General features: G+C 73.9%; 12 protein-coding genes and 2 pseudogenes. 7 read left to right on the top strand and 7 right to left on the bottom strand.

The features are described 5' to 3' along the window. Positions 1-167: 167 nt before the first annotated feature. The 3 genes from rsgA (at position 168) to ACH5AC_RS13610 (ending at position 3,242) form a co-directional block, all read left to right on the top strand. On the top strand, positions 168-1,235 hold the full coding sequence (gene rsgA / locus ACH5AC_RS13620; protein WP_398862215.1) for a ribosome small subunit-dependent GTPase A: 1,068 nt from the start codon (positions 168-170) through the stop codon (positions 1,233-1,235). Between the two features lie 79 nt (positions 1,236-1,314). Next, positions 1,315-2,712 (top strand): bifunctional transcriptional activator/DNA repair enzyme AdaA, encoded by a 1,398-nt coding sequence (locus ACH5AC_RS13615; RefSeq protein WP_398862213.1) that lies wholly within the window; start codon positions 1,315-1,317, stop codon positions 2,710-2,712. Next, positions 2,712-3,242, top strand: a complete 531-nt coding sequence (locus ACH5AC_RS13610; RefSeq protein ID WP_398861918.1) for a methylated-DNA--[protein]-cysteine S-methyltransferase — start codon at positions 2,712-2,714, stop codon at positions 3,240-3,242. Before ACH5AC_RS13615 ends, ACH5AC_RS13610 begins: the two co-directional genes overlap by 1 nt. Here the strand turns inward: ACH5AC_RS13610 and ACH5AC_RS13605 are convergent. The 3 genes from ACH5AC_RS13605 to ACH5AC_RS13595 all read right to left on the bottom strand — a co-directional run bounded on the left by ACH5AC_RS13605 (position 3,211) and on the right by ACH5AC_RS13595 (position 5,638). Further along, positions 3,211-3,975 carry a hypothetical protein gene (locus ACH5AC_RS13605; protein WP_398861917.1) on the bottom strand — a complete coding sequence of 255 codons (765 nt, stop codon included), beginning with the start codon at positions 3,973-3,975 and terminating at the stop codon, positions 3,211-3,213. The genes ACH5AC_RS13610 and ACH5AC_RS13605 overlap by 32 nt on opposite strands. 134 nt (positions 3,976-4,109) lie before the next feature. Beyond that, on the bottom strand, positions 4,110-4,601 hold the full coding sequence (locus ACH5AC_RS13600; RefSeq protein ID WP_398861916.1) for a DUF456 domain-containing protein: 492 nt from the start codon (positions 4,599-4,601) through the stop codon (positions 4,110-4,112). A 53-nt stretch (positions 4,602-4,654) separates the two neighbouring features. After that, the gene (locus tag ACH5AC_RS13595; RefSeq protein WP_398861915.1) at positions 4,655-5,638 is read right to left on the bottom strand and encodes a helix-turn-helix domain-containing protein; all 984 of its coding nucleotides are present in this window, start codon (positions 5,636-5,638) and stop codon (positions 4,655-4,657) included. 369 nt (positions 5,639-6,007) lie between these two features. Here ACH5AC_RS13595 and ACH5AC_RS13590 point away from each other — a divergent pair, with 369 nt between their 5' ends. After that, positions 6,008-7,597, top strand: a complete 1,590-nt coding sequence (locus tag ACH5AC_RS13590; protein WP_398861914.1) for a protein phosphatase 2C domain-containing protein — start codon at positions 6,008-6,010, stop codon at positions 7,595-7,597. 258 nt (positions 7,598-7,855) lie between these two features. Here the strand turns inward: ACH5AC_RS13590 and ACH5AC_RS13585 are convergent, their stop codons facing one another. Together ACH5AC_RS13585 and ACH5AC_RS13580 are read right to left on the bottom strand one after the other, a co-directional pair. After that, on the bottom strand, positions 7,856-8,743 hold the full coding sequence (locus tag ACH5AC_RS13585) for a hypothetical protein (RefSeq protein WP_398862232.1): 888 nt from the start codon (positions 8,741-8,743) through the stop codon (positions 7,856-7,858). A gap of 513 nt (positions 8,744-9,256) precedes the next feature. Further along, positions 9,257-9,535: pseudogene (locus ACH5AC_RS13580) on the bottom strand (helix-turn-helix domain-containing protein); the annotation flags it as partial. A gap of 198 nt (positions 9,536-9,733) precedes the next feature. Between ACH5AC_RS13580 and ACH5AC_RS13575 the strand changes: the two are divergent. Together ACH5AC_RS13575 and ACH5AC_RS13570 are read left to right on the top strand one after the other, a co-directional pair. Then, complete coding sequence (locus ACH5AC_RS13575; protein WP_398861913.1) at positions 9,734-10,354, top strand: hypothetical protein; 621 nt, start codon at positions 9,734-9,736, stop codon at positions 10,352-10,354. Positions 10,355-10,826: 472 nt separating this feature from the next. Then, on the top strand, positions 10,827-11,264 hold the full coding sequence (locus ACH5AC_RS13570) for an ATP-binding protein (RefSeq protein ID WP_398861912.1): 438 nt from the start codon (positions 10,827-10,829) through the stop codon (positions 11,262-11,264). Between the two features lie 87 nt (positions 11,265-11,351). On the opposite strand, the gene ACH5AC_RS13565 is transcribed toward ACH5AC_RS13570, so the two are convergent. Both ACH5AC_RS13565 and ACH5AC_RS13560 read right to left on the bottom strand, forming a co-directional pair. Next, positions 11,352-12,389: a DUF2637 domain-containing protein gene (locus tag ACH5AC_RS13565; RefSeq protein ID WP_398861911.1), complete on the bottom strand. Its 1,038-nt coding sequence runs from the start codon at positions 12,387-12,389 to the stop codon at positions 11,352-11,354. Between the two features lie 317 nt (positions 12,390-12,706). Beyond that, positions 12,707-13,545: pseudogene (locus tag ACH5AC_RS13560) on the bottom strand ((2Fe-2S)-binding protein). Positions 13,546-13,711: 166 nt separating this feature from the next. On the opposite strand from ACH5AC_RS13560, the gene ACH5AC_RS13555 reads away from it, so the two are divergent. Continuing rightward, positions 13,712-14,494: a GntR family transcriptional regulator gene (locus ACH5AC_RS13555; RefSeq protein ID WP_398861910.1), complete on the top strand. Its 783-nt coding sequence runs from the start codon at positions 13,712-13,714 to the stop codon at positions 14,492-14,494. The last annotated feature ends 38 nt before the right edge of the window (positions 14,495-14,532 follow it).

Below are 14,532 nucleotides of genomic sequence, written 5' to 3'. Positions count from 1 at the left end.
CCGGAAGTTCATCCACTCCACCTCCGCGGTCTCCGGCTGACCACTTCAGAACCGCGCGCGCCCGTGAGCGCGCCGCCGGGGCCGCCCTTGTGAAGGGTCCCCCCTTGTCTTCGTCTTCTCGTTCCACTTCTTCTCGTTCCCTTTCTCCTTCGGCTGCCTCCCACCCGCTGTCCCCGTACGGCTGGGACGAGGGCTGGGCCGCCGAGTTCGCCCCGTACGCCGAGCAGGGGCTGCTGCCCGGCCGGGTGGTCCGGGTCGACCGCGGTCAGTGCGACCTGGTCACCCCGGAGGGCACCGTACGGGCCGACACCGAGTTCGTCGTGCCGCGCGACCCGATGAAGGTCGTGTGCACCGGCGACTGGGCCGCCGTCGACCCCGAGGGCGGCGACCCGCGCTACGTGCGGACGCTGCTGCCCCGCCGTACCGCCTTCGTCCGCTCCACCTCCTCCAAGCGCTCCGAGGGACAGATCCTCGCGGCCAACGTCGACCACGCGGTCGTCGCCGTCTCCCTCGCCGTCGAACTCGACCTCGGCCGGGTCGAACGGTTCCTGGCGCTGGCCTGGGAGTCCGGGGCGCAGCCCGTCGTCGTCCTCACCAAGGCCGACCTCGTGCCCGACCCGGTCACGCTGGCGCATCTCGTCCAGGACGTGGAGACCAGCGCGCCCGGCGTGCCGGTGCTCACCGTCAGCGCGCTGCACGGCGAGGGCGTCGAGGAACTGACCGCGCTGCTCGGGCAGGGCACCACCGTGCTGCTCGGCACCTCCGGCGCGGGCAAGTCGACGCTCGCCAACACCCTCGCCGGCGACGACATCATGGACGTGCGGGCCACCCGTGACATGGACGGCAAGGGCCGGCACACCACGACCACCCGCAACCTCCTCGCCCTGCCCGGCGGCGGAGTCCTCATCGACACCCCCGGACTGCGCGGCGTCGGCCTCTGGGACGCCGGCGAGGGGGTCGGACAGGTGTTCTCCGAGATCGAGGAGCTGGCCGGGCGCTGCCGGTTCCACGACTGCGCGCACGAGTACGAGCCCGGGTGCGCGGTGCGCGCCGCGATCGACGCCGGTGAGCTGCCGGTGCGACGGCTGGAGAGCTACCGCAAGCTGCTGCGGGAGAACCAGCGGATCGTCGCCAAGACGGATGCGCGGCTGCGTTCGGAGATCCGGCGGGAGTGGAAGCGGAAAGGGGCCATGGGGCGGGCTGCGGCGGAAGCGAAAAGGGGACGCTGGTCCTAGCTATAGGTATAGCTAGGGCCATCCCCATGTCCGTTTTCCGCTAGCTCCGTCCCCGCCCGTGCCGAACACTGGAACCGTGATGGACGAGGACACCAGGTACGAGGCCGTCCGCAGCCGGGACGCCCGCTTCGACGGGGAGTTCTTCTTCGCCGTGCGGACGACCGGGATCTACTGCCGGCCGAGCTGCCCCGCCGTGACGCCCAAGCGGCGCAACGTGCGGTTCTTCGCGACGGCCGCCGCCGCGCAGGGCTCGGGCTTCCGCGCCTGCCGGCGGTGCCGTCCGGACGCGGTGCCCGGTTCGGCCGAGTGGAACGTCCGCGCGGACGTCGTGGCCCGCGCCATGCGGCTGATCGGCGACGGGGTCGTCGACCGTGAGGGCGTCGCCGGACTGGCCGCCCGGCTCGGTTACAGCGCACGCCAGGTGCAGCGGCAGCTGACCGCCGAACTGGGCGCCGGGCCCGTCGCCCTGGCGCGGGCCCAGCGGGCGCACACCGCGCGGGTACTGCTGCAGACCACCGAGCTGGCGATCACCGAGATCGCGTTCGCGTCCGGGTTCGCCAGCGTGCGGCAGTTCAACGACACCATGCGGGAGGTGTACGCGGCCACGCCGACCCAGCTGCGGGCCGCCGCGCCCGGCGGCGGGCGCCCGGCCCGCCGCAGGGCCACGCCGAGGGCCGGGATCCCGCTGCGGCTCGCCCACCGGGGGCCGTATCACGCGGCCGCCGTCTTCGACCTGCTGGAGAGCGAGGCGGTCGCCGGGGTCGAGGAGGTGTCGGGGCCGCCGGGCGGGCGCTGCTACCGGCGGACGCTGCGGCTGCCGTACGGAACCGGGATCGTCGCCGTCGCCGAGCGCCCGGGCGGCACCCCCGGCGGTGCCGCCACCCACCAGGGCGGCTGGCTGGACGCCCGGCTGCACCTCACCGACCACCGCGACCTCACCACCGCCGTCCAGCGGCTGCGCCGGCTGTTCGACCTCGACGCCGACCCGTACGCCGTCGAGGAGCGGCTCGGTGCCGACCCGCGGCTCGCCCCGCTCGTCGCCGCCCGGCCGGGGCTGCGCGCGCCCGGGGCCGTCGACGCCGACGAGTACGCCGTACGCGCCCTGGTGGGGCGGGCGGACGCCGAGCGGCTGGTGCGCGCCTGCGGCAAGGCGCTCGACGCGCCCTGCGGCGGCCTCACCCACCTCTTCCCCGAGCCGGCCGCCCTCGCCGAGGCCCAACCCGACGGTCCCCTGGGCGCGCTCACCGCCGCCCTCGCCGACGGCACCGTACGGCTCGACGCGGGCGCCGACCGCGACGACGCCGAGCAGGCGCTGCTGGCCCTGCCCGGCCTGGACGCCCGTACGGCCGCGGCGATCCGGGCCCGCGCCCTCGGCGACCCCGACGTGGCGCCGCCCGGCGCGGATGTCCCCGACAGCTGGCGCCCCTGGCGCACCTACGCCCTGCACCACCTGCGGGCCGAGACCCTGGAGCCGTGATGCACGACCTGACCCCGACGTACTGGACGCGGCTCGACAGCCCCCTGGGGCCGCTCCTCCTCACCGCCGACGCCGACGGCGCGCTGACCTCCCTGTCCCTGCCCGGGCAGAAGGGCGGGCGGGTGGTGGAGGACGGCCGACGACAGGACACCGGGCCCTTCCGGGACGCCGCCGAGCAGCTCGCCGCCTACTTCGCCGGTGACCTGAAGGAGTTCCGGCTGCCGCTACGGGCCTCCGGGACCCCCTTCCGGGAGCGCGTCTGGGACGCTCTCGACGATGTGCCGTACGGGGCGACCACGACGTACGGCGAGATCGCGGCCCGGATCGACGCCTCACGCGCCGCCGTACGCGCCGTCGGCGGCGCGATCGGCGCCAACCCCCTGCTCATCCTGCGCCCCTGCCACCGGGTGATCGGCGCCGACGGCTCACTGACCGGGTACGCCGCCGGCCTCGACCGCAAGATACGGCTGCTGACGCTGGAGGGCGCCCTTGAGCCGGTCAGCAGGACTCGTCGAACTTCACGGCCGTGAACGTCACCGGCTGCCCGTCGAGCACGGCGCCCGCCTTCGGCGCCTGGGTGCACACCTGCCAGTTGGACTCGACGATGACGAACCGGTCGTCGCCGGAGGCGTCGGTGACGGTGATCGAGGTGCTGGAGTCGAGCGCGGCGCGGGCAACCTTGACCGACTTGCCCACGAAGTCGGGCATCGTCGCGCCGGCCTCCGCCACGGTGCCCTGGTCATCGGCCGGGCAGTCCTCCTCCAGCTTGACCGCCCCGAAGTCGACCTTCGTGTCCGTGGGGCGGTCGCCCGCCGCGGGAGTCTGTGAACAGACCTTCCAGTTGCGGTCGAGAACCTGCATGCGCCCCCGCCCGAGCGCGTCGTGCGAGGTCAGGTGGTAGAACCCGGCGGCCTGGGCCTGGTCCTGCGCGGACTGCAGGCCCTTGCCCCTCATGTCGGGCAGCCGTGCGGTGTCGTCGTCCTCGTTCTTCGCGGTGCTCGCCGCGGCGGAGGGGGTGGGGGAGGCGCTGTTCTTGCCGTCGCCCGTGTCGCTGGGGCTGCTGGTGGCGGTGGCGGCCGTGTTCTCGGCGCCGTCGTCATCACTGCCGACGACCGCGCCGATGACGGCGATGACGACGAACAGGGCGACGACGCCGAGGCAGCCGAAGCCGATGAACTTGCCGGCGGAGGGCCTCTTCTGCGGGGGCGGCGTCGGGCCCCACGGGGGCTGGGGCGGTCCGTATCCGGGCTGGTGCTGACTCATGGTCTTCCTGACGTGCGCGTGGCTATGGCGTGAAAATGGCGTGAAGGTGACGTGCGGAGGGGTGCTGAGGTTGTGGTGGTTCGGCGAGATTCACCGGAACGTGGCCTTCCGACCGGTGTCGGCCCCGACCCGCGTCACCCCCACAGCACCGCCCCCACCCAAGCGCCCGCGATCAGCAGGCAGGTGAACAGTTCCGCGAGGACGCTGGAGCCGCCTGAGCGCATCAGGGTGCGCAGGGCCGCGCGGGCCTCGGCGTGGCGGCCGAGGCGCAGGCGTTCGTAGAGGTAGACGCCGGCCATGAAGCCGGGGATCGCGCCGACGACGGGGATCAGGACGAAGCCGAGGAGCGTGCCGGTGCCGGCGTACACCCCCATACGGGGATTGGCGCCGCTCGCACGCATCTCCCGCAGCCGGCGTGGCGGCAGGGCCCAGCGGACCACCTGGGAGAGGAGCAGTGCGGCCGTGGCGCACACCAGGACCAGCCAGGCGATCGCTTCCGGGTCCTTCAGAGCCCACCACAGCACCCCGGACCACACCAGCCACGACCCTGGCACGCCGGGGACCAGCACACCGCACAGGCCCAGCAGGATGACCAGGCCGACCAGCAGGAGTTCCCACGCTCCCATCTGCCCAGGGTGCCGGAGTCGGGCGTGACCCGCAGGTGGTGGCGTACGTGGCGCTAGGGCTCGCGTGCCACCCAGCCCCGTTCGCGCGCGTGCCAGCCCAACTGCAGCCGGGTCGACACACCGGTCAGCTCCATCAGCCGCTTCACCCGGCGCTGGACCGTGCGCACCCCCAGCTCCAGCTGTTTGGCGACGCTCTCGTCGGTCAGCCCGGCCAGCAGCAGCGACAGGATCTCCAGGTCGGCGGGGTCCGGAGCGTCGGGGCCCTGCTCCGTGACCCCGTACGGGCCCAGGCGCAGCGGCAGCGCCTGCCGCCACACCGACTCGAACAGAGCCGACAGCAGCTCCAGCAGCCCGCTGGCGTGCACCACCAGCGCGGCGGGCTCCGCGGAGCGGGCGGTCAGCGGTACGAGGGCGAGGACGCCGTCGGCGACGACCAGCTTGGTCGGCACCTCGTCCACCACCCGCACCTGTTCGTCCCGGGCCAGCGCGGCAGTCAGCTCGCTGATGCCGTGCGGCTGGTCCAGCACCGCACGCTCGATGACCACCCGGTAGCGCACCCCGCGCTCGGTGGCCCGCTTCTCGGCGTCGTTCTCCCCGCCGGTCACCGCGACCGGGGTCCCGGTGACCAGCGCGCACACCTCGTCGCTCGCGCCGAGCTGGATCTGCAGGAAGCGCTGGGAGACCGCGGCCGCGCCGGTGACCACCTCCACCAGGTCGTGCACCGCCGGCTCGGCGGCCGCCGCGCGGTACTCCTCGGCGAGCCGCGCGGCGGTCAGTTCGGCCTGCTCCAGCTCGTGGCGCTGCTGGGTGAGCAGGGCGCCCAGCGCGACGCCCGGGGGAGCGGCGACCCAGCGGTCCGGCCGGCCCGACGCCTGAGCGGCCAGGCCCTGCCGTTCCAGGCGGCGCAGCGCGCGCTCGGTGTCCTGCTCGCCGAGCGACAGGCGGCACGCCAGATCCCGTACGTCGCAGGCGCCCACCGACACCAGCGCGCGGTACGCCGCCTCCTGCGTCTCGTCGAGCCCTATCGCGCCCAGCATCCGGGTGGTCCTCCTGCGGTGGCTTCGCGGTCCGAACCCTCGTCCGGGTGGCGGGAAACGGTCATGGCGGGATCCCGCCACCGCACATCATCGCCGTACCGCCGGTCACTCTGCCAAGGTGAGGCGCGGCGGTGACACATGATCATGGTCACCCGCCCCGGAACGTGATCCGGGTTCCGTCGCGCAGGGGCGCACAGGGGATCGGGGCCCGGGTCACCCATGTCGCCGGACGGCTCTCCCGTGGGGGGTGGAGCCGTTCGGCGACCTCCGACCTTCACTGAACTGGTGTTCGGTGCGTCCCTCGTGTGGCGTGCCGGATTTTCCTGATGTCCCGTTTTCCGACGGCCCGTGCCGTGGACAATTACGGGCATGAGCCAGCAGGGGGGAAGGCCCACCGGTCACGAGGACGACTGGTGGGGGCAGCTGTACGACGACTCCACCCAGGACACGGGCCCCACGGCCGCCGTCGATTCCCTGGACGACCGGTTCGCCTCCGTGGTGGGCGCGGTGGGCGCGGAGCGGGCCGACGGGGCCGAGGGGGAGGAGCGGGGCGGGGGCGACGCGGGCGTCGCGGGTGGTGAGAAGGGCGCGCGGTCCTGGAGCGCGGCCAGTGCCGAGTGGGTGGCGGCGTGGGACCCCTGGGAGCCGGAGGACGCGGAGCCGTCGACGGACGTACCCGCGCACGGCGTCGGCCCGGAGAGTCGGCCGCCGGACCGGCCTCGTGCGCCGTGGGAAGCGCCGCCCGAGACACCCCAGGGGCCGACCACCTTCCCGCCCGGGCCGCTCCCACCCGGGTTCGCCGAGCGCCCGCCCCCCGGACCGCACGGGGCCACCGCCTGGTCCCCGGGGGTCGGGGAAGCCCCGGGCACGGGGACAGGCCCCGGCAGCGGCACACCCCAGCGCGGTCCCCGTACGGACCGACCCGCACCCGACCCGACCCCCACCCCTGAGGGCACCGTCCCGCCCGCCCGCACCTCCCCCGACGCGACGCCCTCACGGCGCGGCGACACGCTCGACGGAAGCCCGCCCCGGCCGGGTGATCTGCCCGCTGCCACGGTCGGTGAAAGGTCGCGGATGCCGGTCCTCAGGGACTACGTCGGTTCCGGGCCGCCCACCTACGAAGCCGAGCCCACGGCTCTTCCCCTCGCGGAGCCGGACGACCTGGCGGACTTGGTGGCCGACACCGTGCTGGACGGGGCCCGGTACGGCGTGTGCACCCTGCGGGCGGTGTCCGTGCGGGGGGACTCCGCGCGCTACCGGGGGGAGCCGCGCCGCGACTCGCTGCTCACGGCTCGCTTCGGCAGCGGCGAGCACGCGCTGGTGCTGGTCGCGATGGCCACCGGCGCCCGGGCCACCGCCGGCGCGCACCGGGCGGCCGCCGAGGCGTGCGGGTGGATCGCCCAGGCCGTGGGCCGCAGCCACGCGCGCCTGGCGGAGGACATCCGGGCGGCACGGCGCGGGGACCTGAAGTCGGGCCTGCACCGGCTCACCGACCGCAGCCTGGGCCGACTGCGGGCCGGCGCCGCCGAGCAGGGCCTGGAGCCCGAGGAGTACACGGCCACCCTGCGCTGTCTGCTGCTGCCCGCCGACCCCGAGTGCCGCACCCGCGTGTTCTTCGGTGTCGGCGCCGGTGGACTGTTCCGGCTGCGGGACGGCGTCTGGCAGGACATCGAACCCGTCCTGGGGGACGACGCCCGGGAGCAGGCCGACGGGTACGCCGAGCCGCCCCACGCGCCCTTCCGCTTCCGTGCCTCGGTGGCCCGGCCGGGGGACACGCTGCTGATGTGCACCGGCGGCCTCGCCGAGCCGCTGCGCGGCGAACCGGAGCTGTCGGAGTACCTCACCGGACGGTGGTCCGCCCCCGCCCCGCCCGGCCTGGCCGCGTTCCTGGCCGACACCCAGGTCCGGGTCAAGGGTTACTCCGACGACCGTACGGCGGCGGCCGTCTGGGAGGCGTGAACGCGTCGGCCCCGGGTGGCCGTACCCGTCAGGTGACCGTGCCCTCGCCCGTGTCCCGGCCGAGGACCGAGCCGAACGCCGCGCCAAGGGCCGTACCCCGCACAGGCCGATGGCGAGGCAGAGGGCGAACTCGTCGAAGAGCAGGCCGAAGACGATGCCCAGGCCGAAGACGATGTCCAGGGCGACGCCGGAGGACAGGCCGAGCGACAAGCCCGTCGCGACCGCCTGAGCGCGCTTGCCGTCGCCCCCTGCCGTGCGTCAGTTGTTGCGCCAGGCGCGGTTCAGCGTGTCGTAGACGTATCGGGGCAGTCCTTCGACGGCGCTCGTACGGAACGGGCGGCCCTGGTCGTCGATGCGGACCGTGCCGGTGCGGCCCTCGGACGACCAGTCGAGCTCCAGGTACCAGTAGCAGTCGCAGCCGGCCGTCCGGGCGGTCACCAGCAGCACCTCCGCGTCCTCGGCGGACACCCGGTAGGGCATGCGCACCGCCGGGATCGGGGTGTCCACGTCGCTGCCGGCGATCGAGTGGGCGACCGGGCGGTCCTGGTCCAGGTCCACGGCGAAGTGACGGGGGCTGATCGAGCCCCCGCAGCCCTGGTCCATGGCGTACGCCGAGCCCTGGGCCGGAGCGCCGCGGCCCACCACCCTGACGCGCAGCGCGGTGAGGACGACCGCCGTGGAGCTGCGGCCCTGCACCGAGATCGCCACGTTGGTCTCCCGGCCGTGCACCGCGCCCTGGGCCCGGGCCCAGACCGCCGCGTCCTGCGGGAGCGGGGGTGCCGGTACGTGCTCCGGCGGCTTGGCGACGACGTAGTCGTGCCCGCAGCCCAGCGCCCACGCGTGGGAGTCGGCGGTCCAGGTGAGGGGGACGGGGGCGAGCGGCGGCGCCCCCGTGGCCGGGGTCACGCTCGGCGCGGGGGACGACGACCGGTCCGCGCTCGGGGAGGGCGAGGCCGTGGGCGGGGTGGGGGAGGGCGTGGCGGACGGGGTGGGCGTCGCGGAGGGGGTCGCCCGGAGCCCGGTCCCTGAGGGCGTCCCGGCGGTCGCGCTGGGCCCGGCGGCGGTCGGGGACGAGGGCCGCCCGGCGGCCAGCGCGGAGAGCGTGCCCAGCGCCGCGAGGACGGCACAGCCGACCCCGAGCAGCACGGCCGACCGCCGACGGCGGTACCAGACGCGGGGAAGGGCCGGGACCGGCGCCGGGTGCCGGGAATCGGCCGCAGGTGTGCCCGCAGCTGCCGACGTGGACGTGGGTGTCGATGGGCCCGCGGCCTCCGGCGTGGGTGCGGACGCCGGTGTGCCTTCGGGTGAAGCCGTGGGCGCGGCCGCCGCTGTGCCGCCGGCTGCTGATGTCGGCGGGGCTGGCGGTGTGTCGGCGGGTGTTTCCTTCGGTGTGGTTGCCGGTGTCTCTTGGGCTGTCCGCTCAGGCGCGGCTGCCCGTGTCTCTGGCGCTGTGGCCCCGGATGCGGCTGCGGGTGTCTCCCCAGCAGCCCCCTCTCCTACGGCTGCCGGAGTCTCAGCGGTTGCCGCGCCCTGTGCGGCCGTCGGCCCCGCTGTCGCCGCCGCAGCAGATGGCGCTGCCGCCCCCGTCGGCGCTTCCGTCGCCCGCTCCCGCCGGCGTGCCGCTGTCGCCAGGAGCCAGCGGTGGTGGAGTTCGTGGCGTTCCGTCGGGGTGGCGCCGCAGAACGCGGCGAAGCGTTCCACGGGGGCGAAGTCCTGGGGGACGGTCTCCCCGGCGCAGTAGCGGTGCAGCGTCGAGGCGTTCATGTGGAGGCGGCGGGCGAGGGCGCCGTAGCTGCGGTCGGTGCGTTCTTTCAGCTCCGTCAGCAGTGCCGCGAACTCGGCCACTTCGTCAGCGCTCGACACCGTACCCCCGCATATGCCTGCCCTTCGGCTCGTACTGGCCCGTGACGGCCCGGGACAGCATCCCAGGCACTCCATATATCTGCACGTCAGACGGCCCGGGATGGTTCCATGGCGGCGACCGGGGTGCGGAGGCTTGCCCCGTGCCCGGGTGACCGCCGATGCTCATCGTGCCGCACCGGACGGCAGGGCCGACCGCCCGCCGAGGTGCCGTTCCGGCGTCACGTGACGTCTTTCACGCATTCGTACCTTTCACGCACTTCACGGGGGACACCCATGTCCATGCGCAATCGAACCGGCGCGCTCACCGCTCTCGCCGCCGCCTGCCTCACAGCGGTCACGGCGCTCGCCGCGCCCGCGAGCGCCGCCACGCGGGCGCCCGGCTTCCTCTCCGCGGCCGACCTTCCGCCGCACTCCTCCTCGTCCTGGACGGCCGGCCAGGTCACCCCCGGTGTTCCGGAGGAGGTCGAGCTGGACGTCTGCCTGAACAAGGCCCTGCCGGGTCGCGGCGGCACCTGGTACCGCACCTTCCGTACCGACCTCGACACCGGCGCCCGGCAGGTCTCCGTCGTCCTGCGCAGCGAGGGCGCGGCGAAGGCCCTGGTCGCGCGCCTGAACAAGGACATCCGCTCGTGCGCCGCGCGGATGGAGCGGGCCCACCCGGACGTCGAGGCCGAGTTCAGGGACTTCGGCGGGGTGCGTGTCGAGGAGGGCGCCCACGTCTACGGGCTGCACACCGAGACCTCCTGGGGCGCCACCGATGTCCGGCTGCTCTCCGTCGGTCGGGACGGCCGCACCGTGACCGTCGTCGACTGGGGGCAGTTGGGCGACTTCCGTCACGCCCCGGTGAAGGAGTTCAAGAAGACGACCGTCACCGCCGTCAACAAGCTGTACTGACCGGCCCGGTCGCCGCCCGTCGGATTCCGGCCAACTTTGCGCGACCGCCGTACCGCAGCCGCCCACCCGCGAGGATGGGCGGCTGTTCCCGTGTCCCCCGTCCTGGATCAACCGCCCCATCTCTTCCCGAAGCAGGCCGCGTGTGCCGCCGGGAACCGGTGCCGAGCCGCCCGTACATGGCCGAACACCTGGTCGTCGCCGATTCGACATGACTGGCCCGGTGCCCAACGGGCAAGCATCCCCGTGAACGTGTTCGAGCAGGAGGGGAACCGACATCGGCGCGCGGGCGGGGGTCATGAAGAGGCAGGCACGGGGCAGCGGTCCCATGACGATCGCGGCAACCTCGGCACAGCCGAGAGCGCAGACGACTGCACAAGCGACTGCACAGACGACTGCACAGACGACTGCACAGGCGAGTACGAAGACGAGTACACCGACGAGTACGCAGACGCGCGCACAGACGAACGGGCAGTTGTCAGCGGCCGAGGACACGACCGACACGGCCCCGGGGCTGCCGCAGCCGCACCAACTGCGGCGCAGACTCGGCCGGGCGGACCTGCGGGAGGTGTCCGCGGCGCGTCGGGCGGTGCGTGAGCTGCTGCGGCACTGGGAGAGGCCGGAAGGGTCCGAGATAGCGGAACTGCTCACCAGCGAGCTCGTCACCAACGCGCTCGTCCACACCGATCACGACGCGGTCCTGACCGCCACGCTGGGCCCGGCCGGCCTGCGGGTGGAAGTCAGGGACTTCGTGGCCCACAGGCCCCGGCTGCGCGTACCGAACGCCGACGACGGTACGCACGGCCGGGGCCTGGTCCTCGTGGAGTCCCTCGCGGACGCGTGGGGCGTGTGCCCGCACGGGGTCGGGAAGGCGGTGTGGTTCGAGCTCGGCGGCGCGGACGCCGCCGCCTGACGGGGGAGGACCACCGGGACGACGAACGGGAGGGGGCGTGGCCCGCAAGGCCACGCCCCCTCCGTCGTGTGTCGTGCCCGGTCCGGTCTAGCCGAACTGCTGCTCCAGGTCCTTGAGCTTGCGCTCAAGGGAGTCGAGTCGCGGCAGGGCCATTGTGTCGTCCTCCGCGGTGAGGTCGACGGTGACCGGGTCAGAACCGCTGCGGACGGGCTGCAGCGAGGGTCGCGCGCGCACGGGCAGCTGCTCCGCCGATATGGCAGGCTCCGCGGAGACCCGCTCGGCACCGGCCCGCTCCATGGCGGCCATCTCCATCTGGCGGCCGCCTCGGCCGATGAGCCCGCGGTGGCCCCGGCTGATCGCCTTGAGCTGGGCGCGCTCCATGCGCTGCTGGTCGCGGCGGCGCAGTCGGCTCTCCTCCTTCTGGCGCTTGTCCTCGCGGACCTCCTCGACGGCCTCGTCCAGGCTGCGCACACCCTCCAGGAGCATGAGCGACCATGCCTTGTAGGTCTCGCGGGGGGCCCGCAGCCAGCGCACGATGCGGATCTGCGGCAGCGGGCGCGGCACCAGACCCTGCTCGCGCAGCGCGGCCCGGCGGGTCTGCTTCAGCGCCCGGTCGAACAGCACGGCCGCCGACAGCGACATGCCGGCGAAGAAGTGCGGGGCGCCGTCGTGGCCCAGGCCGCGGGGCGCGTGCACCCAGTTGAACCAGGCGGCCGCGGCCGCGAAGGTCCACACGAGTATGCGGGAGCCGAGCGCCGCGTCACCGTGGCTGGCCTCGCGCACCGCGAGCACGGAACAGAACATGGCCGCCCCGTCCAGGCCGAACGGCACCAGGTACTGCCAGCCGTTGGAGAGGCCCAGGTTCTGTTCGCCGAAGCCGACCAGGCCGTGGAAGGAGAGCGCGGCGGCGACGGCCGCACAGCAGAACAGCAGCACATAGGAGGCGGTGCCGTATATCGCTTCCTTGCGGCGGCGGCGCTCCTCGCTGCGCTCCCACGAGTCCTCGGTCTTGGCGTGCTCCCCGGACCGCTTGCTGCGCGCGAGCACCGCCACCGCCGCCAGCATGCCCAGGAGCAGTACGGCGCCCGGAAGCAGCCAGTTCAGCGATATGTCGGTCAGTCTCATCTGGGGTCCCTTGCATTGGGATAGGGCGTAACGCCCGCCATAGTGGCCCAATCCCGCCGGCCCTCATGGGGGTTTCGGGGCAAGAGGCCGCCAAGGAGGTGCAAGGGGATGCCCAGGGCGACGTTCTGCTCGAACTGCCGCTTGAGGGGCGGGAGTTGAGTTCGAATAAGACTACCCGTACGGATGGTTCCACGGAAAGTTCCTGCGACAAGTGAGGAAGTTGTGAATCACCTGTAACCGCGGGGGAGTCCCGTCGACCGACGATCTTACGGGACGCGAGGTCGTGCCCCGTTTCCGGGGGGACGCCTGAGAGGGTCTCAACTCACGGCGGCGGCGGTGAGCTTGGCAACCCTGTCGGAGTCACAGGTGCGCGGACAGGTCGCGCAGGTGTCCGAGGGGCGCACGGTGTAGAACATGCAACAACTCGCCCGGTCGCGGGTGGTCAGCGCCTCCCCGCCCGGTCCGGTCAGCTCGCGGAAGGCCGGTGTGCCGACGTACGGCCGGGTGGTGCCCGGCAGCAGCAGTTCCAGCTCGCGGCGGGCCCGGCCCGGCTCGCCGAGCAGCTCGGCGACGTGGTGGAGGCCCTCGACGACGTCGTCCGTCACCAAGCCCCACAGGGCGCGTCCGCGGCGTCGCGTGCGCGGGCCGAAGGCGGCGAGGAGCGGTTCGTGGTGCTCGGCGACCGCCGCGCGCACCTGAGCCCGCAGCGCGTCCTCGTCCGCGACCACCCGGGCGCCGGGCAGTGCTGCCGCCGGGTCGCCGGGCAGGCGAGCGAGGCGGGCGGACGGATCGCCAGGCGCATGCCTCCGTCCGTGCGGTCGTACGAGACATGCGTCACGGGGAGGCGCGGCACCCGGCGGTGCAGGAACCAGGGAACGGTGATCAGCAGGCAGGCGGCCCAGGAGTAACGGTGCAGTCCGAAGGTCGCGATCACGTCGGGGCGGGCCCGCTGTCCGTAGTCGCGCAGGACCTGGGCGTCGTCCCGGGCGAGGTGGGCGTCGAGGGCGGTGCCGCCCTGCGCGAGGGAGGCCGCCGAGAGCCAGCCGCCACCCCGGGGCGCCGGTTCGGCCGCCCCCAGCTGCCGTACGGTCAGGCCCGGGTACACCTCCGAGAGCCGGGCGTACGCGGCCGACAGGGGTGATGCGGGCAGCGGCATGCCGGGGACCACCGTTTCGGAGTCGATTGTAGGTAAGGCTTACCTTATCGAATAAGGTCCCGATTTGAACTGAGAGCCACTGCGCCTAAGGTGCTTGACGGATGAGTAACAACCGGCCGTTAAATGACCCCAAGTACCGACAAGCCCGGAGCCCGAGGAGGACCCCGTGAAACAGGGCACGCACGGCTCCGCCGAGACGGGGGCCCTGCGCCGCGAGGCGCGGGTACCGGCCCAGCCGGGGGCGGTCGACGTCGGCCGTGACCGCCGGGCGCGGGAGAGCGACGTCGGTGCCGCCCGGGGTGAGCACACCCACAGCGAGACGCCGATCCCCGCGCCCCGGCCCGTCGTGCAGCGCTCCTCCGTGCGCGGGCAGATCCTCGACGCGCTGCGCACCGCGCTGGTCGCCGGGGAGCTGGCGCCCGGCGAGGTCTACTCGGCACCGGTGCTCGGGGAGCGCTTCGGGGTCTCGGCGACGCCGGTGCGGGAGGCCATGCAGCAGCTCGCCCTCGAAGGCGCCGTCGAGGTCGTGCCCAACCGGGGTTTCCGGATCGTCGAGCGCGGGGCGCGCGAGCTGGCGGAGCTGGCCGAGGTGCGGGCGCTGATCGAGGTGCCGGTGATGCTGCGGCTCGCCCGCACGGTGCCGGCCGAGCGGTGGGCCGAGCTGCGGCCGCTCGCGGAGGCGACGGTGCGGGCGGCGGGGTCCGGGTGCCGGGTCACCTACGCCGAGTCCGACCGGGCGTTTCATCGGGCTGTGCTGACTCTTGCGGGCAATGAGCAACTGGTGCGGATCGTGGATGATCTGCACCGGCGGGCCCAGTGGCCGTTGGTCGGGGGGCCGGCGGCCGTCGCTGACGCGGCGGAGCATGTGGCGTTGTTGGACGCGTTGGTCCTCGGGGACCTGGAGTTGGTGCAGGCGCTGGTGCGGGGGCACTTCGGCTGCGCGGGCTGAGTGGGGTCGCGGTGGGGGGTCTGGGGGCCGCGCCCCCA

Origin of the sequence: Streptomyces sp. NPDC018693 (assembly GCF_044391385.1) — a bacterium.
Taxonomy (GTDB): domain Bacteria; phylum Actinomycetota; class Actinomycetes; order Streptomycetales; family Streptomycetaceae; genus Streptomyces.
This window is presented reverse-complemented; position numbering and strand designations above follow the sequence as displayed.

What these genes read in the sequence shown, in the direction of transcription:
- ACH5AC_RS13615 (WP_398862213.1), top strand. Translation starts at nt 1,315, where the DNA reads ATGGACGAGGACACCAGGTACGAGGCCGTCCGCAGCCGGGACGCCCGC.
- ACH5AC_RS13610 (WP_398861918.1), top strand. Translation starts at nt 2,712, where the DNA reads ATGCACGACCTGACCCCGACGTACTGGACGCGGCTCGACAGCCCCCTG.
- ACH5AC_RS13605 (WP_398861917.1), bottom strand. Translation starts at nt 3,975, where the DNA reads ATGAGTCAGCACCAGCCCGGATACGGACCGCCCCAGCCCCCGTGGGGC.
- ACH5AC_RS13600 (WP_398861916.1), bottom strand. Translation starts at nt 4,601, where the DNA reads ATGGGAGCGTGGGAACTCCTGCTGGTCGGCCTGGTCATCCTGCTGGGC.
- ACH5AC_RS13595 (WP_398861915.1), bottom strand. Translation starts at nt 5,638, where the DNA reads ATGCTGGGCGCGATAGGGCTCGACGAGACGCAGGAGGCGGCGTACCGC.
- ACH5AC_RS13590 (WP_398861914.1), top strand. Translation starts at nt 6,008, where the DNA reads ATGAGCCAGCAGGGGGGAAGGCCCACCGGTCACGAGGACGACTGGTGG.
- ACH5AC_RS13575 (WP_398861913.1), top strand. Translation starts at nt 9,734, where the DNA reads ATGTCCATGCGCAATCGAACCGGCGCGCTCACCGCTCTCGCCGCCGCC.
- ACH5AC_RS13565 (WP_398861911.1), bottom strand. Translation starts at nt 12,389, where the DNA reads ATGAGACTGACCGACATATCGCTGAACTGGCTGCTTCCGGGCGCCGTA.